Genomic DNA, 26,283 nt, shown 5'->3' with positions numbered 1-26,283 from the left:
TCAACAGCAGCTAGTTCAGCTGCATCAAAAAATCTCACAACTAGAGGATTTAGATGTGAATATGTATATCGTAAGTGGTGATACTCCTGATCAACAATTGCAGTTATATCAAGCTTTAGTGGACAAGTTCGAAAGTAGCATCCCCTTTGTATCTGACCCTGAACTAGAATTGATTGATCTATTTGGAATGAAAAATGGTGACATGGCATATAGAGGCTATGGAATGTTAGACAAAGATGGAAATGTTGTCTTTCATACCATCAATGACCTTTGGGGTGAAGAGTTTGATGAAACGGTAAAGGAAATTAAAAAAGCATATCAATCACTAGCAAAACAATAATATTTTTTCCGCAGAAATTTCTGCGGATTTTTTTCTGTATAACCCTCTTAGTATAGTAAGTATATTAATTTCTAATAAAGCCACAGTAACAAGTAATGGAGAAATTATTTAACTAGGAGTTGTTTGTTATGGATACCGCCCTGTTACTTGAATATCTTTGGGTTTTAATTGTGTTAATTGGCTTGGAAGGAATCTTGGCAGCTGATAACGCCCTAGTCATTGCGATTATGGTGAAACATTTACCAGATGAAAAACGTAAGAAAGCTCTATTTTACGGCTTAGCCGGTGCCTTTGTCTTTCGCTTTGCTTCCTTATTTATCATTTCATTTTTAGTCGATGTTTGGCAGGTACAAGCGATTGGGTCTCTTTACCTTTTATTTATTTCAATCAATCACATTATTAAAAAGTTTGTTTTACGAAAGGGAGAAAACAAAAAAACAGGGGAAGAAAAGCAAGGTTCTGGGTTTTGGATGACCGTATTAAAAGTCGAATTAGCTGATTTAGCTTTTGCGGTTGATGCCATTTTAGCAGCTGTTGCCTTTGCTGTTGCACTTCCGGAAACACCACTCCCTCCTATAGGTGGATTAGACGGAGGTCAGTTTTTAGTAATATTAGCTGGTGGGGTTATTGGTTTAGTGATCATGAGATTTGCAGCTAATTTCTTTGTAGGTATTTTACACAGAAAGCCCGGGCTAGAGACAGCTGCTTTTCTTATCGTTGGCTGGGTAGGTATCAAATTGGCGGTATACACCCTCGCCCATCCTGATTTAGTTTATCTTCCAAAGGGATTTCCAAAGTCATTCGAGTGGAAACTTACCTTTTGGTCCGTTTTGTTATTAATAGGGGTTTTGGGTTGGTTTCTTTCTAAAGAAAAGGTTGAGGGTGATTCGGGAAAAAGCTAAACTATTATTAAACTGACAATGTAAGATTCTAGAAAGATGGAGACCTTCTCATGAAGTTAAAAACACAACTACTGATTGCATTTTTTATAAGTCTACTCTCATTACTAGCGTTTAGTGTAATGGCACTTTTCGTGCGGAGAAATACGATTGTCTCTTTTGACAACATAATCATCTCTTCTATTCAAGGGGTAGAAGCTCCATGGTTAACCGGTATCATGAGATTTTTCACTTTTATTGGCGATACCATACCAGTGATTATTCTGTCACTAATCAGTCTCTTTCTTCTATACAAGGTATTGAACCACCGTGCGGAGCTTATCCTATTTATAGCGGTAATCTTAGGGGCGAATATCCTTTTTCTAACGTTAAAAATGGTCTTTCAACGGGCGAGACCGGACTTGCATCGTTTAGCTGAAGCGAGTAATTACAGCTTTCCGAGTGGTCATGCGACCATGGCATTTGCCTTATATGGGGTACTGACTTTTATTTTGTGGCGCCATATCAATACTTCATTCAAACGGACAATCCATATTCTAATTAGTCTGGTAGTCATTCTTTCAATAGGAGTTAGCCGAATTTATCTCGGTGTCCATTATCCGAGTGACATTCTAGCTGGATATTTCATTAGTGCTTTTTGGTTAATGCTCGCGATTGGATTTTTTCAGCGATATAAAGATAGAAGAAAAAAGAAAGTGAGCATCCCTACCGGGTAATGCTCACTTTCATCTTTTAATAGACCTTGTCACCGTTAAAAATAGAGTTCTTCACGATGACATAATCGACGGTTCGAATAGCAGCCAGTTTATTTCCTCCTGCGTATGAGATCGATGACTGCAAATCCTGCTCCATTTCGATCAATGTATCCTTTAAAGCCCCTTTATACTCAACGTACATCTTCTTCCCTTCTACATTCTTCCGTTCTCCCTTTTGGAATTCTGAGGCAGAACCAAAGTATTCTTTACACGTCTTTCCATCTCTTTCGACTGTTTCCCCTGGTGACTCCTCGTGTCCAGCAAAGAGTGACCCGATCATTACCATTGATGCACCAAACCGAACAGATTTGGCAATATCCCCGTGTGTACGAATACCGCCGTCCGCTATAATGGGCTTGCTGGCAGCCTTTGCACACCATCTTAATGCAGCTAACTGCCAACCACCCGTACCAAACCCTGTTTTGATTTTCGTAATACACACTTTCCCAGGTCCAATACCAACTTTCGTCGCATCAGCCCCGGCATTCTCTAACTCCCTTACCGCCTCAGGAGTACCAACATTGCCTGCAATTACAAAGCTATTTGGCAAGTGTTTTTTAATATGTTGAATCATATGAATAACAGCGTTGGAATGACCGTGAGCAATGTCAATTGTAATATATTCAGGGGTAAGATTTTCTTTGGCTAGTTGTTCAATAAATGGATATTCCTCATCTTTCACACCGACACTAATCGAAGCGTATAACCCTCGACTCTGCATGTCTTTTACAAAATCCAAGCGCTTCTCAGGTTGGAACCGGTGCATAATGTAAAAATAGTTATTTTCCGCTAAATAAATAGAAATCTTTTCGTCAACTATGGTCTGCATATTAGCTGGAACCACAGGAAGTCTAAATGTACGTCCACCAAACGTCACACTCGTATCACATTCTGTTCGGCTACTTACAATCGATTTATTTGGAATCAATTGTATATCTTCATAATCAAATACGTTATCCATCACGATCACCTCTATGTATTGAATGGGTTCTGCTATCTTAGTATGACCTTTCCACCCTTATTCATGTTTTTTAGACAATCCTTTTGAAACCTTTTTACATATTGTTACGTAACAAATGATTAGAATAACGTGAAAGTTGAAAAACTGAGGAAAAATGGAGAAAAACAAGGATGATCACATTGGAAAACAAAGAAGAGTTAACAAAAGAGCTAGCCATTATCGAAAAATGGGAAAAGGACCAAGGGAACCTTTGGATTTGGGAACGACTTGGTAGACTCCCTTTTAAATTACTAGATAAAGTCACCCCACAGTTCATCCACAACAAAGTAGGAGTTTTATTGGACGAAATCGGTAACTACATTCAAAATGGCGGGAAATACCTAGTATCAGAAAAACAGTTATTAGAGTTGATAAAAAAAGAAGCAAATCAATCGATAGAGACCTTGGATGAAATCAAAGATATCCCTCTTTCAACCATGAATACAATCAGTCAAACATTAACAGAAAACAGGAAAAAGGTCGCAACGGTCCAAGGCGCAACAACAGGGATTGGAGGAATTTTCACTCTGGCGATTGATGTACCTGCACTATTAGCGATTTCATTAAAAACCCTGCAAGAGATTGCGATCATTCATGGGTATGATCCGAATGAAAAAAGTGAACGTATTTTTATCATTAAATGCCTACAGTTTTCATCAGCCGATATTGTTGGGAAAAAAGCCATTCTAAAGGAATTATCCGGGTACTACCAAAACGGGAGTCAGTCGGGTGAAATGATGTCTCAGCTCCAGGGCTGGCGCGAAGTCGTTTATACGTATCGTGATCAATTTGGATGGAAAAAGCTTTTTCAAATGGTCCCGATTGCCGGCATGGTATTTGGAGCGTTCACCAATCGGTCAATGATTCATGATTTAGCAGAAGCAGGAGTTATGCTATATCGGAAAAGAAGGATTATGGAGAGATTGGGAGTTACTTCTGAGAGTCAGTCGTAAGGTGGAAAAAGGGGTCTTCACTATAACATGAAGACCCGATCTCTTATCATTTTTCATAAGCTATATGCCTTACTATTACACGGTTCATGTATTTCATCCCGATTAAGCTTATTCTCATCCATATCCAACTATATGCGATTGAAAAAGCGAGGACACCTCCAACTACACTTACACTTATCTCTGTAAGAGAAGGCCCTAGGACAGGAAAGTTGAACAATGTCAGCAATATTACTATACCAGCAGTTAAACAAAGACCACCGATAACCGCAACGAGTGTGCTTATTTTAACGGTTTTAAATCCGATGCCAATACCGACAGCCAGTAGTCCGGTTGTAAATAAGAAAACAAACACTTCTGTTGGTTGAATAATCATGAGTAGCATGGGAGTAAGTGCGTATGTAAGTAGCCCAATACGAACGGATAAAATAGTAGCTAAAATAATGGGACCTGTTGCTAATGTACTAAACACATAACCGACGCCAGCTAGAAGTCCCGCCGATTGTAGAATAGCAGCGATTGCCCCTAATATACTTCCTAATACTAGCTTATTCGTATTCGAAAACTGACTTGTTGTCATTCCATGCTGCTTATTCCATATACGTGAGAAATTGTTCATACACATCCCCTCCTTTTAATAAGGTTAGTGCGGTATCTCAAAGTTTATTCCAAATTACACTTCTTCCTTATATAAAATCGAAATGGGTGCCATTTCCAGCATGTATTCCTGAAGCAATAATTGGTGCATTGTTTTTTCATGAGTGATGGAGTAGCCGACCCCTACGATTTCTTTTATCCCCAGAGAAAGTCCTAATTGTTCCGCAACTGCAAATGCTCCCATTGCCTGCTGATTCAAAATTAATAGATGGTGAATCTGTTGCCATGACCCAACCGCCCCACCCATAATATCCTGAAAACCCATCAGTTCTTCAAATTTTCCAACAACCGATCCAAGAACATAGTCAAGTGTTGTATTTGGTTTGCTATCAACAATATCAAATAACTCGTCAATCACTTTTGTATGATGCTTATTCGCATCTAATATTTTCTCAATTGCTTCTTGGATATGTGGTTCTTGAATGGCTGGAATTGCTTTTTGCAACTTATTCTCAAGTACATATTGAATAGTAAGCACATGTTCAAACCACTTTTCAACTTCCTTAAGTTGTTTTGCTAAGTATTGATCATTACCTCTATTAAAATTGTTTCATGATCCATTCCACTCACACCTTCCTACTCGCTCTTTGAAATTTTCCAGAGAACACCGGTATGTCCATATGCTTGGACAAGTCCTTCTTTTACAGGAGAATGCCCAAAATCTAACACATAAAAGCTTTTCCCATTAGGGTGAAACTTACAGTCCACCGGTCTTTCAATTCCTCCAGACTGATTATAGGAAGAGGCACCAGGCTCCTTATTTTTTAAAAATACTTTTGATTGTCCTGATTTCACATCAACACGTACAATTTGAAAGCCATTGTTTATATCTTTTTCGTGCGGTGAATTAAGAGGTGCATAGGTGCCAAACTCTGCTACGAATAACTCTCCCCGAAAACCAAATTCTTCTGAACGGCAGAAGTCCATTTTTGTCATACAAGAATGAGGCTTCTCTAAATACGCAGGAGGTCCTGCCCATACTGGTAAATTCTAAATTAGTTGCTCAGCACGAAGTCCTTTGGCTGGTTTTGCTTTTTCATCCCATACAGGCACACCGTCAGCTCTAAATTCAGGGAATCCATACCAATCAGGCTTTTTTACACTCCCATGTGAGGTTTTTGCATTACGAATATGCCATACCCGGTCTGGATCTCCGCCAATTGAGCGTTCCCCTTTTTCTTCAAGACAATTATCTGATGCGTATAATTCTCCATCCTCACTAAAGGCGAGCCCATATGGATTTCTTAAGCCCCAAGCCAATAACTCAACATCACTTCCATCTGGCTTTGAACGCCATAATCCAGAAGTACACCATAATTCTCCTTTTATTTTCTCACCCTTTTTTGCGCGAGTACCAAAAGGCTTAAATGGCCCTGTCTCTGTTAAAAATGGAAAGGCATCAATGGATTTCTCGTAGAAATATTGTTTCCTGTTAGGATCATATCCTCACCCGGAATGTCATGGGCATGAGGATGCTTGGCCAAATCAACTGTAAATCCGGCTGGCAGGCACACGCCATTTTGCGTTACAGAACCATTAGCAAAATACATTAATCCATCATGTGGACTGAACACCGGCCCTCCCAGCTCATGCCATCCACCCGCTAGGGATTTTTTCAATTAACACTTCTCTTTCTCTTGTCTTCACATCATAGCGAAAAATTCTGACTAAATACCCACCTTTGCAGCTCACATAAATATAGCCATCTCGATAGGTGACACCTCTTGGCCCACCCAATGTCTCGACAGCAAACACCTCAAGATTTCCGGATGAATCTAATTGTAATATTCGTGGAGGAAGAGCTGGGCGTGTGGGCCAGGTACTGCCACCTTCTAATATGTATAACGTGCCATCGTCTGAAAACCCCATACCTGTCGGGAACGAGAGTCCCACTGCAACCACTTCGACTTTATACCCCTCTGGCACCCAAACATCATCAGGATTTATAAGAGGCCGCGGACTAATAGGTAGTGTTATCATTTGGCTCTTTTACTTTTTTGGTTGTTATGTTTTTCATTCTTCTTCCTCCTGTTTCATTACGTAAACCGAGTCTTACAATTATTTCAAAATGTTTTTCTGTTCTCAATAAAAACCAGCTAGGATCAGTATGGTCGAGGAAATTATTAACTATTCTTGATATAACGCCCATTTTATCTAGGACATTCAACCAATAAAAGCTAAGGGAATATAGTATATAAGCTTTTGTGAGGTGATAATTATCAAAGGTTTATATAAAGATGAAGCGATATTACGAGAACACCTAGACAATTGGGAAAGAACGACTTTAGAAAAATTCGAAGCAAAAATGACGGATAAAGAAAGACCATTCCCTTGCATACCAGCAACCATTGGCTTTTCCACGAACCAACTCCGCTACGGGTTTGTAGATGATCCAAGAGAGCTATCCTCGATTTACGAATTGGGAAGGCTATTAGAAGAGTTTACAAACAAATCAAAAGATTTTGGTAAGTATACGTCACTTATTGTTTTTTATAAGGTTCTAGTAGAGGGTGAAGAAACATATTCAGTCGAACAATATGAACAACTATTCTGGCAGCAATTAGGTGGTCTTTCTGCTATTGATGGGATGGAGTGGCCTGAAGATATTCCAACTGACCCCCATGACCCAGTCTGGGAATTTTGCTTTCATGGGGAAAAATATTTTATGTACTGTGCCACACCCTCACATGAAAACCGACAAAGCCGTCATTTTGACACGATGATGCTAGCCATAACCCCACGATGGGTATTACAAGAATTCGGTAAAAATGAGTCCCATGCGAAAAATATTAAAAAACAGATTCGTAAACGGTTGGCTAAGTACGACTCCATTGATAATCACCCCGATTTAAATAGTTATGGTTCAGAGGATAATTTCGAATGGAGACAGTATTTCTTACGGGATGATGATACCTCTTTATCCAAATGCCCATATCATAGGTTTCTAAAGCTTTTCAAGTTAGATAAATAGCGCAGAGATCTCCCTGCGCTCTACATTTTGTTAAAGTTGATCCAGTTGATTGATTATGTCATCAGTTGTTAAAATTGTAGCGAACTCCTTCTGTAGCATAGCTAATTCGAGCTCTTGGATCATATCAGCGGAGTGTGTCTTTCCTTTGTGGTCGGTGATTTCAAATGCTGCAATCGCATCCGATACAAGATACGTTTGATAACCTAAGTTCCCACTCATTCTTGTGGTTGTTGATACACAGTGCTGTGTGGAAAGTCCTGTAATAACAACTGTTTTTATTTGCTGTTCACTCAAATATGTTTCGAGCTCTGTCCCAATAAAGGCACTATTAACCTGTTTGGTAAATACCGGTTCATCCGGATTTGGTCTAATTACATCCTTAAACTCTGTACCTTCTTTATTCGTATGGTGTAATGGTGATTTAGGCAAGATCGATAGATGCTTGGAATAGATAATCGTACCTTTCCTTTTTCTCCACTCTGCTTGTAAGCTTGCCATGTTTTCCTCAGCCTGAGGGTTATTTCTTTTCCCCCAATACGGATCGTCAAACCCCTTCTGAACATCCAAAATCATTAACGCCGGTAAATTGATTAATTTCGCCATTGGATTACTCCTAACTGGTTGTACTTGTTCTCCTTTTACATTATTTACAAGTTAAGAAGGTACCATTACATAATTTTTGCATTTATAAGAAAGAGTATTAAAAAAGTAGATAGGAGGCTAAAGAATGAATCAAAAAGATTATACTGAGATTGGTACCGATATCAATGAGGTTAAAAGGAAGAATGCGGAATCAGGATTGTCTTATAATGAGGTAAAGGCATTATTAGCTCAAACAGGCGGCAAAGGCACTAGTCAATACAGTAATACTGATGCAGAGGAAGTAAAAAGTAGAATCCATGGGAAAGACATCCAATCTTAATCGGATGTCTTTTTTACATTTTGAAGAAGCTTTGTTTTTCTACCTTGCATACTCTTAGAGAGAAGGATTCGTACCATTCGGATTTCCCCTTCTCCTGAGCAATGATGTGCGCGGAATGCTCTTTCCACGCTTGGATTGCGTCTACGGATTCCCAATAAGAAACGGTTATTCCCAATTGTTCGTCTCGGGCACTTTCTACACCTAAAAATCCTTTTTGTTTGGAGGCCAATTCAACCATTTTATCCGCCATGGCTCCGTATCCATTGTCTCCAGGTGTTCTCTGTGACGAGAAAATGACAGCATAATACGGTGGCTCTGGAGTTTTACTCATATAGATGCTTCCCCCTTTTATCTACCCCATGAAATGAGCTAAAAAATATTGAAACCAATAAAATCCTATGGAACTAAGACTTGTTACTAAAAGTGCATTGGACAAGTATGGGTTCTCTTTTTTGGATTGAAATAAATAAAAAATCGATAAACAGAGTCCAATGATAAAAAAGAATAGCCAATACACTCCAAGAAAGATTTGTTCAAAATTCACTAAAAAATTGACGATGTAAAATAAGTTAATCCCTAGTAATAAATAAATGCTGATTTTCTTCAATGTAACACCTTCTTTTTATGATTGAAAATATGTATGTAAGTAACTCTTCATCGCTTCTTTATTCTCCGCAAACTGACGGTGACGATGACCATTTCCACCCGAAGGATGCGGGAAGCCGCGAAGGATTGTATGCTCCTTGATATGGTGATGTTCTATTAATACTGATATTTGTTCCGTCCTCTGCAAACTTTCCTACCTCTGGGATCAGTCGACCGTACATAGAGGCAAGATCTCTTCTTGGTGATAATGACATCGCCACTCCATAATTCCCCATTCCTGTAGCACTCAATAGGCCCACATGAAACATCATGAGCTTTTCAGAAAATGGAAGGTCTGTGGATCCTGTCACTTCTTGGTCCCAGGTCATAGGGATTGGTAGTGAATTTATCTGAAGATATTCAGTAAAGAGCGTGATGTGCTTTTTACATATTTCAACGCCTCTATGCATATATTCCTTCACTTCTTTTTGTTTCGCCACCTGAGCAAAGCCTAAACAAAATGCTTCTCCTAGCTTGTTGGTTTGTATATTGGCATACAAATGAGTAATCTCAATAGCTGTTAACGGCCTTTCTTCGCCGAGCCAACCAGATAAGAAGCTTTGTTTCTCTACAAATTCTACTCTTGATGGATAGGCTATGTAAGGAGACCTAACTTCTAGTCCTTTTGAAAGTAATAAATTGGTTGACTCATTAAACAATTCCATTGTTGAGGAAAGACACGACATATAATACTCACGAATATCATTTCGAAATACGTTTGGTAATACCGCACTGTAAGTAGCCAATCCTCCCTTTGTCATATGCTTTACATATTGAAGGTAAAAGGAGTCTGAAAATAATCGTTCCGCTTGCGGATATACATCCTCATTGGTAAAACCAAGGGGTACAGGAATTCCTTCCTCCCTGAAAATTTGAGCAATTTTGCTAATATGCTGTCTAGATAAATCGATCGCGTGCTCTAATACCCTTTTTATTTCCAAGTCGTCTATATGATTTAGAAAATAAGTAAACACGCAAATAGATATACTATCTCCCATGTAGTTAGTCCACAGATTGGCAATCTCCGAGGAAGTCAATCGAATATTATGTTTTTCCATTGTATTACCTCCGTTTCCAATAGAAGTATTTTTGCAAATGTGCAGCCATTCTATTCGGTTTTAATGATATTTAAACCAAACGGACCAGCCTCTGCCTTCCTTTTTGGCAACAAAAATCTGACCTTGGCTTCCGCTCGCCGCTTTTACTTTAGGAAAATGCAAACGTACCAGCCAAGACTGGTCTGCCACCTCTTTGCCACAGAAGTTTTTAGCCATCCCGTAATAATCTTGATCCTCTTTTTTACCGACTGTTTGCGGAAATGGTTTTAGCGAAACGACCTTCCATTCAGAATATAGTTCTGGAAACTCTCCCACCTCATAGGCAATTGGAACAAGAATGCGTAGCGCTTTTTCTACTTCATGTATTTTCTCTATAGGCACTGCTTCGAGTGTATCGGGATCTGGACATTCTGTTGGCTGAGCGTAGGTATGGTTTGAACTAACGAAGAGTGATACTAATAGGTAAATTCCAATATAGCGTGTAATCAAATCTATCACCTCTTTCATAATCTTTCCAACTGACAAAATTATAGTCAGGATAGCATATATGAAAGAAAAAAGTGAGGCTATTATGAACTTTGTCATAATAGCCTCTTTTGGGTCTAGCATGTTGGTTTATTACGATTTACCCTCGTTTACAACTCATGATCTCTAAACATTTCCTTTAATTTATTGATACTTGTTTTTTCCGTTAGAATATAGAGAATATCACCCTCCTGTAAACAAGTATCTCCACTTGGCATGATTAGTTTTTCTGAGCGTATAATGGCGTTGATTAAAACATTACTTGGAAATATAATGTCTACAAGTTTTTTATTTACTAACAGATCGTCTTTATGGACCTCATATTCAATTATTTCAGCATTTGCTTTTCCAATAGAGACCAGTTCCAATGAGTGTGCAGAGATCGCCTTTATAGGTCCTGTTAATCCCAATTTCCCCGCTAATAGTAAAATCGTTGAGCCTTGGATTAAGGCAGATGTAAATACAACAAAGAAGACGACATTAAAGATGGCTTGACTATCTGCAATCCCGGCAAGCATAGGGAAAGTTGCCAACACAATCGGTACGGCGCCACGTAAACCAGCCCAAGACAAAAAGATTTTTTCTTTATGAGTAAAATCCATTTTTATTGTAGAAACGTACACAGCGATCGGGCGAGCAATAAAGATCAAAGCAATTGCTATAAGTAGGCCTTTTCCAATCACTTCGGCTGTAAAAAGTTGAGAAGGAAAAACTAACAATCCTAGTATGATAAACATTAAAATTTGCATCATCCAGGCAAACCCTTCATTGAAACGGAAAATGGAAGTTTTATAGGTTAAATCTGAATTCCCAATAACGAGGGCTGCCACGTAAACAGCTAACAAACCACTTGCATGAATCAACGCTGTGCCACTATATGTGAGTAAAGCAAAAGCAAGAGCAAAAATGGGATAAAGCCCACTTGAATCTAGGTTAATACGATTAATCGACATGGTTGCTAGTTTTCCGAACATCAATCCAATACCTACTCCCATTCCCATCTGCCAAAAGAAAGATAGGATAAGAAGAAGGACATTTTCTCCTTTTGACGTAAGCAGTTCAATAAACATTAAAGTTAAAAACATGGCCATGGGATCATTGGTACCTGATTCAGCTTCCAAAGTAGCTCCGAGTTTGGGGTTAATATTCTGCCCTTTTAATACCGCAAATACAGCAGCAGCATCGGTGGAACCAACAATGGATCCGAATAAAAAAGCCTCTAACCAAGGAACATCAAACAGAAAATGGACGACGATAGCAACCACTGAGGTAGTAATCAAGACCCCTAAAGTGGCGAGGGATAACGATGGTTTCAAGACGGATTTCACCGTGGTCCATCTTGTCTGCAAACCACCTTCAAATAAAATGATAATCAGTGCTAGTACACCAATTAACTGAGCGTATGTGGCATTATCAAAGTAGATGATACCTAACCCATCACTTCCAACGATCATTCCAACGGCTAAAAAGAGAATCAAGGCTGGCATTCCTAGTCGACTTGAGAATTTGGTCGTTATGATTCCAATAATAAGAAGTAACGAACCTAATAAAATCGAATAATCAATATTAATCATGTTTTATCCCCCTTATAAATTCACATCGATTTCTGTTTTGATCTCTTCCTCCTTCTTGATTCCTAAATATTTTAATGTTTCAGAAGATGATGTATGGTGAAATATTTTTTGTAATAGTGCAATGGCGATTCCTTTTTTGTAGGCGTGATAACCAAAGGTTTTTCTCATGGAGTGTGTTCCAATATTCCCTTCAATCCCCACATGCTTTGCTGCTTTATTGATAATTCGATAGGCCTGTTGTCTCGTTATGGGTTCATTTGTTTTAGAGGATTTGAAAACATAGTCACTATAATGGTAGGAAATTGAGGAAAGATAAAGAGAAATAGCCTGTTTTACTTTTGAATTTACATAAATGGGGATTTTCTGCTCTTCTCGCTCCAAGAAATTCTTAATACTTCCATTTTCGTTAAGGATATCGCTCCACTTGATGGTCAAAATTTCACTGATTTTTAATCCTGTATTTATTCCAAGGACAAATAGTAAGTAATCTCTTACTGATTGGTCTTTTAGATACTTCTTAATGGCTTTTATTTTTCCCGTGTCACGAATCGCCTCTACATATTCCATAGTGGTTATTTCCCTTCTTTTGAGCATATCCTTGGTAACATAACCTAATTATATTATACACTTATGTTACATACAAACATGTTGCTTATACGGACCGTCCTTTATCGTTCCTACACTTTAATAGAAAAGGCGTGAGGATTTTGACAGATGTAGTTTTAGAAAAGAGGCAACACCGACGATTATCTACACGGAGAATTTTTCAAAGAGGGATATTTATAACCCTTGGGGCTTTGTTAATGGCAGTAGGGTTAGAAATATTTTTGATTCCTAACCAGGTTATTGATGGAGGTGTAACCGGGATATCTATTATGCTATCCCATATTACAGGAATTAAATTAGGAATCTTTCTTTTCTTACTCAACTTACCTTTTGTTTATCTCGGTTATAAGCAATTTGGAAAGACATTTGCGATTTCGACTATCTATGGAATTATCATGTTATCTCTATTTACTACCTTTCTTCATCCTGTACACCCATTTACTGATGACATCCTACTAGCAACCATATTTGGTGGGATTTTTTTAGGAATTGGTGTTGGACTAGTTATTCGGAATGGTGGAGCTCTTGATGGAACGGAAATCCTTTCTATCGTGATTAGAAAAAAGGTTCCTTTTTCCGTTGGTGAAATTGTTATGTTTATTAATTTATTTATCCTTGGTTCCGCAGGCTTTGTGTACACCTGGGACCGTGCTATGTACTCCATTTTAGCGTATGTCATTGCTTCGAAAGCAATTGATGTAGTGATTACTGGTATGGAAGAGTCTAAATCTGTTTGGATCATTAGTGACTTAGCACATGAAATTGGAGATGCCGTTAATGACCGTCTTGGGAGAGGTGTCACCTATTTGCATGGTGAAGGAGCTTATACGGGCGATGACAAGAAAGTGATTTTTTGTATCATCACTAGACTTGAAGAGTCAAAAATGACAAGCATTGTTGAAGAAATTGATCCCTCTGCCTTTTTAGCAATCGCTGATATTGCTGAAGTTAGAGGTGGAAGGTTCAAGAAAAAAGCCATCCATTAGAAATCCAACTACCTCCCCTCTGACTATGAGGGAGGTATTTTTTATAGACTATTGATCGGCTGAAGAATTTCTGGCACTTCATTTTTAGGACTATTCACTAAAGAAGACACTTCAAACTTCATCATTTCGTCAGCAGGATAAGGCAACAACAATGATTTTAATAAGGCGATATCCTGGTTTTTTGGATCTAACCAAGTGTCGTAATCATCCTTCTTTAAGATAACTGGCATACGATCGTGAACATCCTTCGTTACTTCATTTGGTGTAGTTGTAATAATTGTACATGTGACCAGTGGTGATTTCCCTGCTTTTTTCCAAATATCATACAGCCCTGCAAGAGCAAATGGCTGTCCATTCTTCATGACAAATCGATAGGGCTGTTTCTCTTTACCGATCTTTTTCCATTCATAGAAGCCATCACTTAAGATAAGACATCTCCTCTGTTTAAAAGGCTGCCTAAAGGATGGTTTTTCATCAATTCCTTCACTACGCGCATTAATCATTTTATATCCTATCTTCGAATCCTCTGCCCAATAAGGAACTAACCCCCATTTAAGGTACGCCCCTTTTCTGGCTCCCTTGTTTTGGCCAATGGCAAGCACCATTTGACTAGGAGCAATATTGTACCTTGGACCAAGTTCATCAAAAAACTCAAATTCAAATTGTCTCTTAAGATTATATATTTCTTCGGTTAATGAGAATCTGCCACACATGGAAGGTTTCCCTCTCTTTATTAAAGATCAATATCATTATAAACAAATGTATACAACTTAGTAATATTCACAATTATCTTAATTTCCTTGATAATTATGAAATAATACTTTACCCTTAATGACAAGGGAGTGAACATCGTGAGTGAAGAACTTTCAAAAATGAATTACTGCCAGATTGTTGAGTATTCGCTGGATCCTGTTATTATTCATACGGATTTAAAAATCATTTATATCAACCGTGCAGCAGAAGTGTTTTTTAGAACAACCAAAGAAGAGGCCATAGGACTTAGCCCCTTAGATATTTTCCAAGACTTCTCAAAAGCAGCCATTGAAAAAAGAATTCAATCCGCCTACGATACACCCATGCCAGTCATTGAAGAAACCGTCTATCGAATGGATGGAACAACGGTAGATATTGATTTATATTGTCATCCTGCCCCAATCGGAGAGAGAAAAGCCATTCAATCCATCGTATGGGATATAACAGCGAGAAAAGAAACTGAAAAGAAACAAAAACAAATGCAGAAACAAATTAACGAACTTTCTGCCACCCTTGTTCCTTTCTCAAATAGAATATCGGTGCTTCCCCTAGTCGGATCAATTGATGAGGACCGAGCAAGTCAGCTTCTTGATAACATACCTATAAAGGTGCAAAAACAACAGGTTGAATGTCTTATTATCGACTTTTCTGGAACCTTTTATTTAGATTCACTAGTTGCTGATACACTTTTTAAAATCGTCCATGTCATGTCACTTTTGGGTGTACGCACTGTTATTACTGGACTGAGACCCGAATTGGCTCGTCTGACAGTTGAACTAGGATTTAACTTATCAGCTACGCACACAATGGCCACCGTAAAAGACGCAATTGAATATTTCCATGTAAGATAACTAAGAAAAAGACCGGGATTCATTTTTTGGTCTTTTTTCGTTTCCTTCAATTCAACTCCCGTTCCTTATGTTTTTTTGATATTTGCAATGGTCCTCTGTTCTTCCTATGAATTCAAACCCATTTCTTTGGTAAAACTGGTTCAACTTTGCATTGTCCGCCACACAATCCAATCTGACAATCTCTTTTTCTATTGTAGAAAGCCACTCCATAATTTTCCCGCCAATCCCATGTCTCATAAAGTCTGGGGTAATGGCGAGGCGATGCAAATAGACAGTATTCTCAGGAAGATCGTCTCCCCAAATATGTTGATCCCATTCTCCTGCCTCTGGTAAAAGGGTGAATGTAGCAATAAATGTTCCATCTTTTTCAACGATATACGTTAGTCCTTTGGAGATCCACTGTTTGAGCTCGTCGTCTTCTCCCTCTAATAAAAATCTCCATTGATTGATGTTTTCGTCCTTCATCCAATGCGCAAGGGTTATTAATAAACTCTGAATTTGTTCACTATCATCAGTGGTGGCAACTCTTATTTGCAAATCACTCATACGGTTTCCCTCCTTCATGGTTCCTTTTTATAATACAACAAATTTTTCCACTTTTCTGGTGGTTCGTTTTACTAACACGAAGAAAGCTGTATCGTTTATCATATAACTAGGAACCAAAAACGTATGAGCAATGAATCTTCTAGCTATAATGGAAACAGGGATCATTGTTAGAAAGTGAGGAGAAAATTTGAGACGACTTTTTCTCTTAGTCTTATTATTGTTTGGGTTGAATTATTTATGGAACTCTTACGGAAAAGAACTTGGAGTCGGAGCTATAGCCGACGATTTGAAAATAAACATAGATTCTCTTTTAGATAATAAAGAGTTATCAGAGCTTTTGAACGACTTATATATAGGTATCGCTGGTAGCATAGGCATCCTTGAAGAAAAAGTGGAGGAACTAGCGGAGGGCCAGGCATCTTCTAAAAAAGAGATACCTTCTCCTAATCTCGAATCACCCACCAATCAAGTTTTTTCCATCTATAATATTGAACTTGGTGAATCAAAAACAGACATAGAAAATATGCTAGGGGCTCCCAAGCGCTCCGAGATGAATGAATATGGAACCGAGTGGCATACGTATCATGAGGATTACCAAAACTTTGTTAAGGTCATGTACAATGACAATCAACAGGTGATTGGCTTATATACCAATCAAGACTTGATTTCATCCACAAACGGTATTAAGTTAAACAGTCCCAAACAGACGGTTCGCGATACTTTGGGGCAACCATTGTCACGATTGCAAAAAGGACTAGTGTTTTACCAGCTTGAAGAAGACAGTGATTATGACTTGTATGAACTAGATGACACATTTGTAACGATATTTTATGATGTGCATGAAGAAAATACTGTAACGGCTATTCAAATTTTGACTGAGGATGTAGAAAACAAGAAGAAATCCATCTATTCAGAGCCTAGTGAATCATTAAAAGAAGGCTTTGAGTTACAAATGTTTGATTTAGTCAATGCAACAAGAGTGAATCATGGACTCCAAGTGGTCACATGGGATGAGCATGTGATGCAGACGGCACGCAAGCATAGCTCGGACATGGCCGTAAATAATTACTTTGATCATACGAATCTTCGAGGAGAGTCTCCTTTTGACCGGATGGAAGAAGACGGAATAACGTATACGTTGGCTGGAGAAAATTTGGCATATGGTCAGTTTAGCAGTATTTTTGCGCATGAAGGATTAATGAACTCCTTAGGCCACCGGAAAAATATCATTAAATCTGGTTTTGAGTACCTAGGTGTTGGAGTGGCATTTAATGAGGAAAATCAGCCCTACTACACACAAAATTATTATGCCAATTAAACAAAGCGGTCTCTAAAGTAGAGGCCGCTTTGTTGTTATTTCTTTGTTTTCAATCGATATCCTATATAAAGGATGAGAAACCATACAGGTGCCACGTATAATGCTTCTCTCATGCCGTCCATGAAAGCCATTAATACGATAACAAACGCTAAGAATGCCAGAGCCACATAGTTTGAGAGTGGATGAAGAGGCATTTTAAACGCCAATTTTCCCACTTCTTCCTTTGTTTTCGATTGTCTAAACTTTATTTGTGTTAGAAGAATAATCGTCCAACTCGTAATGACGGCTACTGTCGCAACAGAAGAGATAAACATAAACACTTTCTCTGGAACAATATAATTAAGAAACACAGCAACTAATAAAAATGAAGCTGAGAATAAAATTCCACGTCTTGGTGTTTGATGTTTATTCAACCGGCCAAAGTATTTAGGTGCGTTATTTTGAAGTGATAAATTGTAGAGCATTCTACCTGTGCTGAACATTCCACTATTAAAAGCAGACAAAGCCGCTGTTAAGACGACAAAATTAATAATATGGGCTGCGCCTGGAATGCCAATTTTGTCAAAAATTAAAACAAATGGACTGCCATTTGAACCGACTTCATTCCAAGGATATAAAATCATCATAATTGCTAAAGCACCAATATAAAAAATTAAAATTCTCCAAACAACATTGTTAATCGCCGACGGAATCGACTTGCGTGGATCCTTCGCTTCACCTGCTGTAATCCCTACTAGTTCTACTCCGCCAAAAGAGAACATAACCAAAACCAATGATAGTAAGATCCCCTCTTTTCCATTCGGCATAAAACCGCCGTGAGCCCAGAGATTGTCTAGACCCATAGGTTGTCCACCATTTCCAAACCCAAATAAAATGATGCCTAAACCGACTAAAATCATACCTATTATAGCCACTACTTTAATAAGTGCTAACCAGAATTCAAACTCTCCAAATGCTTTTACATTCATCAGGTTAATTACAGTAACGACAATTAACGTAGCAAGCGCCGTCACCCACTGAGGGATATCTGGAAACCAGTAATTGACATAAACGCCGATGACCGTGATTTCGGCCATTCCGACAACCACCCACATAAACCAATACGTCCATCCGGTTAGGTAGCCCGCAAAAGGTCCTAAATATCGATGAGCATATGAACTAAAGGATCCGGAAATAGGCTCATCGACCGCCATTTCTCCTAAGGCTCTCATGATCGTAAAAATGACGATTCCTCCGATTAAATAGGAAAGAAGAATCGAAGGACCAGCCATTTGAATAGTAGCACTCGATCCATAGAATAAGCCAACTCCAATGGCCCCTCCTAACGCGATTAGCTGTATGTGTCTGTTGTCTAAGCCGCGCTGTAATTTCTCACTTTCGTGATGTTTCCCCACAAATTACTCCACCCTTCAAAAACAGTTTATCTTATCAGAATATACAATCAATCCGTACATTTCCATACGAAAGAAAATTGGCAATATTCTTTTATTATTATTTTTGTATAATATTTCCTATTTGTAAAAATCTATAAAAAGGAGGTGTTTGTAGAATGTCCGATCAAAAACAAAGCGCAAATGACATTAAATATAGTATTTGGGAAACCCGTACGGATGAAAAACATTCTCTTACCAATGACCAACAAAAAGAAGCAATTGATTTACCTGATCCTAAGGAAACCAAATAAATGAAATGAAAAGGCCAAAATCTTTTCGAGATTTTGGCTTTTTTTACATTTATTTTTCTAGCCTTTCACCCTGAAAAAAGTCAAACCTTTTCATATTCTCAATAGTTCCTTCTATTTGTTCCACTAATTCAAGAAAGAGATCCACTTCGTTTACCTTTTTAAAATTTTCTTGATCCACCGAATGTAAGAGAGCTAGAACGGCTCTTAATTTCATATCATCTTGACCAGGAATCCGAAACCGGCCATTTACCTCCCCCTCCACCTCAACCATCCCTGAGCCGTTTTCCATTCGAAATTGAAAGGATTCTTTTTAAGCTGTCATAATGTACACCCCAAACCATCTTTTAGTAGATAGGGTATCCCATTTTCGAAAACATAAATCAGTTTGTGTGTTATCAAACGGGTATTCATTTAGTAATAGGTTTCTTTCACATACGAATATGTATATAATGTATTATAACCTATTATTAAATGGAGGAAATTATGTATAAGGCGATTATCTTTGATTTTGATGGATTAATTGTGGATACAGAGTCTGTCTGGTATGACGTAACAAAAGAGGTCATGCTTGATTATGGGTGTGACTTAAAGCTCGAAAACTTTGCAAAGTACATAGGAACAACAGGTGGTGGCCTGTACGATGAATTGAACACCCTTTCTACTAAACCAATTGATCGTGAGATAGTACAAGAACGAACGAATGATCTATACCAAAAAAGAAAAGATCAATTTACTCTTCGCGAGGGAGTGTTAGATTATCTTCAGGCAGCAAAACAGCATGGGCTAAAAATAGGCCTCGCCTCTAGCTCGAGTAGAAAATGGGTCGTTGATTATCTAGAAAGATTTAAGATTCTTGATTATTTTCAAGTGATTAAAACCTCCGATGACGTGAAAAAGGTGAAACCCGATCCGGAACTGTATCTAAAGGCACTTAAGGACCTTGGAGTGGAGGCAAACGAAGCTCTTTGTTTTGAAGATTCATTAAACGGACTAACTGCAGCTGTTGGCGCAGGACTTCACTGTGTCATTGTCCCTAACCCAGTGACACAATACTTGGACTTTAAAGGTCATGTTCATCGACTCACATCAATGTCTGAACTTTCCTTTGACGATCTACTAAAGCATTTAGGAAAAAAGAATGGCATTTAACAAGGAAATAAGTCAGTTTCTTACAAGAAGCTGACTTATTTTTAATATTGTAAAGATTATTACATTTTATTTACAAAAATGGTGACAAAGGGGGGATCGCATATTAAAATTATAGGTATAAACCGTTCAGGAGTAGGAACATGAAAGAATTATCATACAAATTAGATTTTGAATCCTTAATTGATCACTCTTTAAATGCAATTTTTGTGTTAAAAGAAAACGAGATTATTTATGCAAATAAAACGGTATTGCAATTACTGGGATTTGATCATCTTTCTGAGGTATTACATAGAGAGTTCCAACAATTTTTACATCCTGATTTTTACAAGGTTTGTAAAACCCGATTAAAAAGAGTCAGAGAAGAATTCATGATAGCAGAAGTCATGGAGCAGAAAATGATTAGAAAAGATGGAACCATTATTGATATTGAAGTCATGGCTGCCCCCCACTCTTATCAAGGAAATATATTCGCACTATTAATTGTACGAGATATTAGTCGACGGAAAGAAACAGAAAAACGCCTTCTTCACGCTGAAAAACTATCAGCTATTGGGGAATTCTCAACCGGAATTGCCCATGAAATCAAAAATCCACTAACGGCTGTTAAAGGATTTATTCAGCTACTGAGACAAGATCTCCCTCACCCTTATCTTGATATTATGGATACTAAGCTTGATAACGCATTAAACACCCTTACCAATATGCTCCAGATTGCAAAACTGGATCTGAATCTTTGCCATGAATTAGAGAGTTTACTTTTACTATTTCAAGATCAATTCTACCGTGTAAAAGTAGAAACAACCTTTATTCATACAGATCAAACCATTCAAGGAAAACGAAACATTCTAATGAAAGCTTTCTTTAATCTTATCAAAAATGCCTTTGAAGCGATTGAGGAAAGTGGAAACATTCTAATTGAACAGAGAGTAATTGATACATACGTACTGGTGAAAATAACTGATACGGGTAAAGGAATTCCAACAAACGATTTAAATAAATTAGGTACCCCTTTTTATTCCACTAAGGATGAAGGAACAGGTATGGGATTGGTACAAGTATTTAATACCATCCATCAGCATGGAGGTAGCATAGAGGTCGAAAGTCAACTCCGAAAAGGCACCTGCTTTTCCATTCGTTTGCCAATATAAAAGCTTACTTCCCTTGAATGGAGTAAGCTTTTTTTCTATGTCATTTATACTCCTTCCCTAAAGAAAACCCTTCGAATAATGGTCCACCATAGGGGTGTAATACATCCTCGACCAACTGAATAATAGCTTCCTTATTTCCAGCCTTGTAGAAGACATCGAAGGCTTCATCTTCGGTTTGTTCCTAAGAAATTATATTCCTAAACTTCCTCTGTAATTTCTTTTCTATTAGGAGCAAGAGGAGGTTGCTCTAACCATTTATTTTCTACCATCAAATTAAACCATTTTTTTGTAACCATAAGATTTTTTAAAATAGTACCTTCGTATGCGGCTACAAGGTCGGTTCTCATGGCTGATGCTAGCCCCGCGCCATGATAGTGTTGTGCTGCTTGAAATAAAAATCCCATGTGATATAGCATTAACTTATCGGAAAAAGGAGATTCTGTTGATGTGGTAACCTCTGTTTCCCAAGATCTCGGTACAGGCAAATTATCCGCTTGCATGATTTTTGCAAAGGTTTTTATTTGTTGATTAGCTGCATTTTCAGAATCTGTTAAGAATTCCCTTGTTTCTTTTGTTTGAGCAACTTGACTAAACGCAATAGATAGTGTTTTAGCCATGATACTTTTTTTAATGTTAAAGGAGATACTAATGATTTCTGTCGCTGCTAATCTTCTACCTTTTCCGAAAAATCCATCGGTAAAATCTCGACTGGAAATATACTCAGGGTTTTTAGCTGGATAAAATAAAGGGTCTCTTTGAAAGTTTCCTTTCTCAAGTAATAACTCGATCGTCTTATGATACATCTTCTTCGCATCGTTATCACATGAATCGTAAAAATCCCTTAAGTCTTTTCTAACAGAGACAGCTAATGAAGTCGTGTGTCCTAGTAGACCATGTAAAGTCATAATATGTAAATAGTTTAGGCAAAATATATCCGTAAACAATCTTGGTTTCCCTTTAAAAAGGTCGGTTTCATTAAAACCAATAGGAACTGGAAACCCTTCGTTCTGCATAAAACTGACAATTTGTTTTTTCTGTTTTTCGAATATATTAATTGCTTCTTCAAATAGAACTCTTATTTGATCGTCTTCAACAATAGAGACCATATACCTATTTACCGTATCTGCCATGGTTCCGTTGATATGGACTCCCCAAAGTGATCCTATTTCTGAAGATGTCAGTTTTAAGTTATTCTTATCCATTTTATCACCTCTTAGGTATTATTTTCCGAACGAGTGGTTGTTATGAATTTTCTTGTGAACAAATTTTTCACTACAATGAGCATATTTATAAATTATATTTTTTGTTATGAATTTATACAAAAAAACCAGTACCCTAGTGGATGCTGGCTTATTTATTTTCAAAATAGAAATCAAGTATTCTCTTTCCGATATACTTATTAATTCCACTGGTATCACTCTCTGCATTTGGTACAACGATGGAGATGGCAATTTCAGGGTTATCATATGGCGCATAGCCTACTAATGTTAGGTTATAGTTGTAACCACCCTTTCCATCAGATACCTGTGCCGTACCTGTTTTTCCAGCTGGATTATACGTAACTCCTTTAAAATAAGAGGCGGCTGTACCCTTTGAGCCGATCATCACTCGTCGGAATCCTTGCTGAACGCGTTCAATATTGGATAATTCCATATCCACCTTGTTTAACACATTCGTTTCAAACTCTTCAAGCACTTCACCTGACTCTCCACTTTCATGATCAGGCTCGCGAACCTCCTTCATTAAGTGAGGCTGCACTCGTTTTCCATCATTGGCAATGGTAGAAACGTATTGAGCAAGCTGAAGTGGTGTGTACGTATCAAATTGGCCAATGGCAAAGTCCATTAAGTTTCCTAACTGCTGGACTCCCCCATTGTAACCTGTTGCTTCACTTGGAAGGTCAATTTCCGTTTCCACTCCAAGGCCAAATTGATTAAAATACTTTCTCATCGTCGCATACGCTTCTTCTGGATTAGTAAAGCCTTCTTTTTTCGTATAATCATAGTTTCCTATTTCCATAGCGATATGAAACATATACACATTCGAGGAACGCTCGAGCGCTGTTAGATCATTAATGGTACCCATATTCGCGTAAGACTTTTTCGTTGGAGTTCCGGCAATTTTTATCGGACTATCAAGGAAAGTATCTCCTGGTGTTATCACACCTGTTTCATAACCGGTTAGTACGGTTGCTCCTTTAACAGCCGAACCCATCGCATAGGCATTGTATAAAGCACCGTAAGTTTCATCGGATATCGTGCCATTTTCTTCCCTTTTTCCAGCAATCGCTAAGATCTCACCTGTTTCAGGATTAGTTACCACCGCATAGGCTTCACTAACACCAGTGTCCTTCTTTAACTCTTCCTCGATGATCTTCTCTGTTTCTTGTTGAAGAGCTAAGTCAATCGTGAGAATTAAATCTTTTCCAGATTCCCCTGGTATCACCTCACCTTCTATGAGGTTGCCCGTCTTATCTTGAACATAGGTTTGCGTTTCCTTCGTACCCCGAAGCCAGGACTCGTATTGTTGCTCAATAAAGCTTGTACCAACAAGGTCACTTAATTGGTACCCGTTACTTTTATACGTAGCGGCTGCTTCTTCTGGAATTTGACCCACATTACCGAAAAGCTGACGAAGTGTATTTCCTAACACATATTTTCGGGTGGAGTCCACTTTTACCTCGAAACCAGGAAGTTCTTCTAGACGCTCATTAATTATCGCCATTTCTTCTGTCGTTAACCCCATCTTAATACGTTTGAATGAAGAACTATTAACGTCCATTTCTCTTTTGATTGCAAGGACTTCCATTTCCTCTTCGGTAATGGTTGCTAACTCTTCCTCTGTAATTCTCTCTAAAATCAGTTGATATTCTTGCGTGTCATCCAGGTTTGCTTGTTCTTCTGCAGTCACCTTTGCGTACGCTTCTTCTTTTCTAGTAAATATCCAATAATCCTTTTTGTCTCGTTCTTTTACATTTTCGATGCTTACCTCAATTAACTCTGCAATCTTTCGTGCCAACTCAAGCCGTTCTTGCTGGCTGTGTTCGTTCGAAGGATTGATGTACGTTAAAGTAAAAATAGCTTCATTTTCCACCAAAACATTTCCGTCTCGGTCATAAATTTTCCCGCGAGGAGTTGTCCAGGAATATACGGTGGTCGTCGTCTTTTCACTTTCCTTCGCGTATTCCTCTCCCTGGACTATTTGTATGTTTCCCAGTCGAATAATCAAAGTCGAAAACAGTAAGAAGACAATAAAAAAGAGAATATTCATCCGAGCAAAGAGTATCTTATTTTTCCTCTTCTCCCTCATAACAGCTTGTAAATACTCCTTTCATTAAAAGGAAATCTTATCCCAATTTATCAGTGATACAAATAGAATATCGTGAACTTATGAACAAAATATGACGAAATTTTTACTAGAGCGTGAAGGTTTGGGTGGATGGTTGGAGTTTCGTTAATAGGATTTTTTTGGGGGATGATTTTTCTATTTGATGAACGTCATTAGCTTAGTATATTCTAGGTGAAATGAACTTCATCGCCGTGATGAACGTCATTAGCTTAGAATATCTTTGTTGAAATGACCTTCAATGCCTGTATGAAAGTCGTTAGCTAGGCATTTTCTTTGAGAAATGGTCTTCATAACCCATATGAAGACCGTTAGCTGGGAATATATCGATGAAAGTGGTTTCCATTAAACATACGTCCTTTTTTAATAGCCATACAGACTAAAAATAGTCATTATCACTCAATTAATAGCAAAGCCCTCCACCCATTGAATGAAGGACTTTGAAACCTACCTTTTAAACAGCTACATTTCGCAAATACATATCCAGCTTTTCCTTTAGTTCATTTGATTCGTTCATTTTCTCTGTAAAGTTCATGAAGGATACTTCGTCACCTTCATCAAGGGCTTGGTTAATTTTGAAATGATAATAGTTCATCTGTAGGTCAACATCTAACATGGAGGCAATCTGTTCTTTTAAAAAGTACCACTCTAGATCCTCTACAGCCATGTAAAACGAACAGCGTTGATTGATGACTACAAGCGCATACCACCCGTTGATCACCGTGTATTTCCGTTCTGGACTAATTTCGATAATGTCGCCTTTATGGATAGTGACTACCTCACTATGCTCTGCATCTGGGCAGAAGCAATCCACTTGATGGTCAAATGTTTTCACTGCAATATTAGGTGTTGGTTTCATGATCTTCTCTCCCAGCTTTTATGTTTTATTTTTGTTTTCCTCAAATCCTTCATATACTGTTGACCAAGAATAACATCCTCTATCGTCGGTGAGTATTCATACACCTTGGCATCGAGCAAAGTGATTATGAGTACCTTGTCAGGCAATTTTCCAAAAGCATCTACCGAATAAACGGTTATCAATAATTGAAAATGTTTAATGAGATGCTCATCTGCCATTAATAAATATTTCTTCATACTATATGATTTAATCGAATATTCTGTCAACTCTATATTTATGGAAATTGAATACTCCTTAACCTCTAATACCCTTTCTTGGCAATGGTAAAAATAGAGCTGTGGCACTTGTGTAGACTCATTTGTCAGGAATGAGAGTAAATGGTCGGTAATCTTTGCCATAACCACACAGTAATGAGTGACAGAATCAAACACTTCTATATGTAAGTCCTTTCGATATGTATCAATCAGTTTCATAATGCTAATAGAATTTTGTATTTTTCTAGGCAGTTGAAAATAATGCCGAACGACCTGATTAATCATAAGTTGAATCTCATGCTTCCAACAGGGCTTAGCATTTGAATCATTTACATGGTATGGACTTTGAATAAACGACTCTAAAAGGCGTTTGGTCATAAAGAAGTCCTCCTTTTTAGGTTTCTAACTCCTCTTCAAATAAACCACAACATGGACAAGGCTCCATGTGGTCACTTGTTTCTACTAGGTTTTCTGTAAAACCGCACCAT

At 38.0% G+C, this 26,283-nt stretch carries 32 protein-coding genes and 1 pseudogene; 12 read left to right on the top strand and 21 right to left on the bottom strand.

Annotation, left to right across the window (positions count from 1 at the left end):
• Positions 1-7 precede the first annotated feature (7 nt).
• From BKO01S_RS03905 to BKO01S_RS03895, 3 genes and pseudogenes are all read left to right on the top strand, one after another.
• Positions 8-340: pseudogene (locus tag BKO01S_RS03905) on the top strand (redoxin domain-containing protein); the annotation flags it as partial.
• Positions 341-468: 128 nt separating this feature from the next.
• Positions 469-1,242, top strand: a complete 774-nt coding sequence (locus BKO01S_RS03900; protein WP_066048899.1) for a TerC family protein — start codon at positions 469-471, stop codon at positions 1,240-1,242.
• A 50-nt stretch (positions 1,243-1,292) separates the two neighbouring features.
• Positions 1,293-1,955 (top strand): phosphatase PAP2 family protein, encoded by a 663-nt coding sequence (locus BKO01S_RS03895; RefSeq protein WP_066048894.1) that lies wholly within the window; start codon positions 1,293-1,295, stop codon positions 1,953-1,955.
• 16 nt (positions 1,956-1,971) lie between these two features.
• On the opposite strand, the gene guaC is transcribed toward BKO01S_RS03895, so the two are convergent.
• Complete coding sequence (guaC, locus tag BKO01S_RS03890) at positions 1,972-2,955, bottom strand: GMP reductase (protein ID WP_066048891.1); 984 nt, start codon at positions 2,953-2,955, stop codon at positions 1,972-1,974.
• Positions 2,956-3,134: 179 nt separating this feature from the next.
• Here guaC and BKO01S_RS03885 point away from each other — a divergent pair, with 179 nt between their 5' ends.
• Positions 3,135-3,947: an EcsC family protein gene (locus tag BKO01S_RS03885; protein ID WP_084361964.1), complete on the top strand. Its 813-nt coding sequence runs from the start codon at positions 3,135-3,137 to the stop codon at positions 3,945-3,947.
• A 46-nt stretch (positions 3,948-3,993) separates the two neighbouring features.
• On the opposite strand, the gene BKO01S_RS03880 is transcribed toward BKO01S_RS03885, so the two are convergent.
• From BKO01S_RS03880 to BKO01S_RS24780, 6 genes are all read right to left on the bottom strand, one after another.
• Positions 3,994-4,563, bottom strand: a complete 570-nt coding sequence (locus BKO01S_RS03880) for a hypothetical protein (protein WP_066048884.1) — start codon at positions 4,561-4,563, stop codon at positions 3,994-3,996.
• Between the two features lie 54 nt (positions 4,564-4,617).
• Positions 4,618-5,079, bottom strand: a complete 462-nt coding sequence (locus BKO01S_RS03875) for a hypothetical protein (RefSeq protein ID WP_198158757.1) — start codon at positions 5,077-5,079, stop codon at positions 4,618-4,620.
• A 98-nt stretch (positions 5,080-5,177) separates the two neighbouring features.
• Positions 5,178-5,537, bottom strand: coding sequence for a hypothetical protein (locus BKO01S_RS24795; protein WP_232311151.1), 360 nt, complete (start codon positions 5,535-5,537; stop codon positions 5,178-5,180).
• A gap of 54 nt (positions 5,538-5,591) precedes the next feature.
• Positions 5,592-5,861, bottom strand: a complete 270-nt coding sequence (locus tag BKO01S_RS24790) for a hypothetical protein (protein WP_232311150.1) — start codon at positions 5,859-5,861, stop codon at positions 5,592-5,594.
• A 122-nt stretch (positions 5,862-5,983) separates the two neighbouring features.
• Positions 5,984-6,175, bottom strand: coding sequence for a hypothetical protein (locus BKO01S_RS24785; protein WP_232311149.1), 192 nt, complete (start codon positions 6,173-6,175; stop codon positions 5,984-5,986).
• Positions 6,176-6,188: 13 nt separating this feature from the next.
• The gene (locus tag BKO01S_RS24780; protein WP_232311148.1) at positions 6,189-6,581 is read right to left on the bottom strand and encodes a PQQ-dependent sugar dehydrogenase family protein; all 393 of its coding nucleotides are present in this window, start codon (positions 6,579-6,581) and stop codon (positions 6,189-6,191) included.
• 235 nt (positions 6,582-6,816) lie between these two features.
• Between BKO01S_RS24780 and BKO01S_RS03865 the strand changes: the two genes are divergently transcribed.
• Positions 6,817-7,572: a YqcI/YcgG family protein gene (locus tag BKO01S_RS03865; protein WP_066049575.1), complete on the top strand. Its 756-nt coding sequence runs from the start codon at positions 6,817-6,819 to the stop codon at positions 7,570-7,572.
• A gap of 30 nt (positions 7,573-7,602) precedes the next feature.
• Here the strand turns inward: BKO01S_RS03865 and BKO01S_RS03860 are convergent, their stop codons facing one another.
• A complete protein-coding gene (locus BKO01S_RS03860) occupies positions 7,603-8,175 on the bottom strand; it encodes a cysteine hydrolase family protein (protein ID WP_066048881.1) in 573 nt (190 codons plus the stop codon).
• 124 nt (positions 8,176-8,299) lie between these two features.
• Here BKO01S_RS03860 and BKO01S_RS03855 point away from each other — a divergent pair, with 124 nt between their 5' ends.
• Positions 8,300-8,494, top strand: coding sequence for a hypothetical protein (locus BKO01S_RS03855; protein WP_066048875.1), 195 nt, complete (start codon positions 8,300-8,302; stop codon positions 8,492-8,494).
• Between the two features lie 13 nt (positions 8,495-8,507).
• Here the strand turns inward: BKO01S_RS03855 and BKO01S_RS03850 are convergent, their stop codons facing one another.
• The 5 genes from BKO01S_RS03850 to BKO01S_RS03825 all read right to left on the bottom strand — a co-directional run bounded on the left by BKO01S_RS03850 (position 8,508) and on the right by BKO01S_RS03825 (position 12,863).
• Complete coding sequence (locus BKO01S_RS03850) at positions 8,508-8,825, bottom strand: antibiotic biosynthesis monooxygenase family protein (RefSeq protein ID WP_066048873.1); 318 nt, start codon at positions 8,823-8,825, stop codon at positions 8,508-8,510.
• A 334-nt stretch (positions 8,826-9,159) separates the two neighbouring features.
• Entirely contained in the window at positions 9,160-10,197 is a 1,038-nt protein-coding gene (locus BKO01S_RS03840) for a DUF3231 family protein (protein WP_084361932.1), read from the bottom strand.
• Positions 10,198-10,257: 60 nt separating this feature from the next.
• A complete protein-coding gene (locus BKO01S_RS03835; protein ID WP_232311169.1) occupies positions 10,258-10,695 on the bottom strand; it encodes a hypothetical protein in 438 nt (145 codons plus the stop codon).
• Between the two features lie 137 nt (positions 10,696-10,832).
• Complete coding sequence (locus BKO01S_RS03830; protein ID WP_066048863.1) at positions 10,833-12,296, bottom strand: potassium/proton antiporter; 1,464 nt, start codon at positions 12,294-12,296, stop codon at positions 10,833-10,835.
• 12 nt (positions 12,297-12,308) lie between these two features.
• Entirely contained in the window at positions 12,309-12,863 is a 555-nt protein-coding gene (locus BKO01S_RS03825; RefSeq protein ID WP_066048858.1) for a tyrosine-type recombinase/integrase, read from the bottom strand.
• A gap of 140 nt (positions 12,864-13,003) precedes the next feature.
• Between BKO01S_RS03825 and BKO01S_RS03820 the strand changes: the two genes are divergently transcribed.
• Positions 13,004-13,888, top strand: coding sequence for a YitT family protein (locus tag BKO01S_RS03820; RefSeq protein ID WP_066048855.1), 885 nt, complete (start codon positions 13,004-13,006; stop codon positions 13,886-13,888).
• A 41-nt stretch (positions 13,889-13,929) separates the two neighbouring features.
• Here the strand turns inward: BKO01S_RS03820 and BKO01S_RS03815 are convergent, their stop codons facing one another.
• Entirely contained in the window at positions 13,930-14,601 is a 672-nt protein-coding gene (locus tag BKO01S_RS03815) for an SOS response-associated peptidase (protein WP_066048852.1), read from the bottom strand.
• A 138-nt stretch (positions 14,602-14,739) separates the two neighbouring features.
• Here BKO01S_RS03815 and BKO01S_RS03810 point away from each other — a divergent pair, with 138 nt between their 5' ends.
• Entirely contained in the window at positions 14,740-15,492 is a 753-nt protein-coding gene (locus BKO01S_RS03810; RefSeq protein ID WP_066048848.1) for a PAS domain S-box protein, read from the top strand.
• 51 nt (positions 15,493-15,543) lie between these two features.
• On the opposite strand, the gene BKO01S_RS03805 is transcribed toward BKO01S_RS03810, so the two are convergent.
• Positions 15,544-16,038, bottom strand: coding sequence for a GNAT family N-acetyltransferase (locus tag BKO01S_RS03805; RefSeq protein WP_157077280.1), 495 nt, complete (start codon positions 16,036-16,038; stop codon positions 15,544-15,546).
• 187 nt (positions 16,039-16,225) lie between these two features.
• On the opposite strand from BKO01S_RS03805, the gene BKO01S_RS03800 reads away from it, so the two are divergent.
• The gene (locus BKO01S_RS03800; RefSeq protein WP_066048839.1) at positions 16,226-17,356 is read left to right on the top strand and encodes a CAP domain-containing protein; all 1,131 of its coding nucleotides are present in this window, start codon (positions 16,226-16,228) and stop codon (positions 17,354-17,356) included.
• Positions 17,357-17,391: 35 nt separating this feature from the next.
• Here the strand turns inward: BKO01S_RS03800 and BKO01S_RS03795 are convergent, their stop codons facing one another.
• Complete coding sequence (locus BKO01S_RS03795) at positions 17,392-18,750, bottom strand: amino acid permease (protein WP_066048833.1); 1,359 nt, start codon at positions 18,748-18,750, stop codon at positions 17,392-17,394.
• Between the two features lie 155 nt (positions 18,751-18,905).
• On the opposite strand from BKO01S_RS03795, the gene BKO01S_RS24955 reads away from it, so the two are divergent.
• Positions 18,906-19,040, top strand: a complete 135-nt coding sequence (locus tag BKO01S_RS24955) for a hypothetical protein (protein ID WP_269748495.1) — start codon at positions 18,906-18,908, stop codon at positions 19,038-19,040.
• Between the two features lie 49 nt (positions 19,041-19,089).
• Here BKO01S_RS24955 and BKO01S_RS03790 read toward each other — a convergent pair whose 3' ends face one another.
• Entirely contained in the window at positions 19,090-19,302 is a 213-nt protein-coding gene (locus BKO01S_RS03790; RefSeq protein ID WP_157077278.1) for a hypothetical protein, read from the bottom strand.
• 221 nt (positions 19,303-19,523) lie between these two features.
• On the opposite strand from BKO01S_RS03790, the gene BKO01S_RS03785 reads away from it, so the two are divergent.
• Positions 19,524-20,189 (top strand): HAD family hydrolase, encoded by a 666-nt coding sequence (locus tag BKO01S_RS03785; protein ID WP_066048827.1) that lies wholly within the window; start codon positions 19,524-19,526, stop codon positions 20,187-20,189.
• A 140-nt stretch (positions 20,190-20,329) separates the two neighbouring features.
• Positions 20,330-21,337: an ATP-binding protein gene (locus tag BKO01S_RS03780; protein WP_066048824.1), complete on the top strand. Its 1,008-nt coding sequence runs from the start codon at positions 20,330-20,332 to the stop codon at positions 21,335-21,337.
• 197 nt (positions 21,338-21,534) lie between these two features.
• Here BKO01S_RS03780 and BKO01S_RS03775 read toward each other — a convergent pair whose 3' ends face one another.
• The 4 genes from BKO01S_RS03775 to BKO01S_RS03760 form a co-directional block, all read right to left on the bottom strand.
• Positions 21,535-22,539 carry a DUF3231 family protein gene (locus BKO01S_RS03775; protein ID WP_066048821.1) on the bottom strand — a complete coding sequence of 335 codons (1,005 nt, stop codon included), beginning with the start codon at positions 22,537-22,539 and terminating at the stop codon, positions 21,535-21,537.
• 148 nt (positions 22,540-22,687) lie between these two features.
• Positions 22,688-24,646, bottom strand: coding sequence for a peptidoglycan D,D-transpeptidase FtsI family protein (locus BKO01S_RS03770; protein WP_066048818.1), 1,959 nt, complete (start codon positions 24,644-24,646; stop codon positions 22,688-22,690).
• A gap of 490 nt (positions 24,647-25,136) precedes the next feature.
• Positions 25,137-25,541: a hypothetical protein gene (locus tag BKO01S_RS03765; protein WP_066048815.1), complete on the bottom strand. Its 405-nt coding sequence runs from the start codon at positions 25,539-25,541 to the stop codon at positions 25,137-25,139.
• A complete protein-coding gene (locus BKO01S_RS03760; protein WP_066048810.1) occupies positions 25,538-26,173 on the bottom strand; it encodes a hypothetical protein in 636 nt (211 codons plus the stop codon). The genes BKO01S_RS03765 and BKO01S_RS03760 overlap by 4 nt, the downstream gene beginning before the upstream one ends.
• Between the last annotated feature and the right edge of the window lie 110 nt (positions 26,174-26,283).

This window comes from Robertmurraya korlensis NBRC 107688, from assembly GCF_001591645.1.
Taxonomy (GTDB): Bacteria; Bacillota; Bacilli; order Bacillales; family Cytobacillaceae; genus Robertmurraya_A.
The sequence above is the reverse complement of the archived record's forward strand: the minus strand, read 5'-3'. Positions and strand labels throughout refer to the sequence as shown.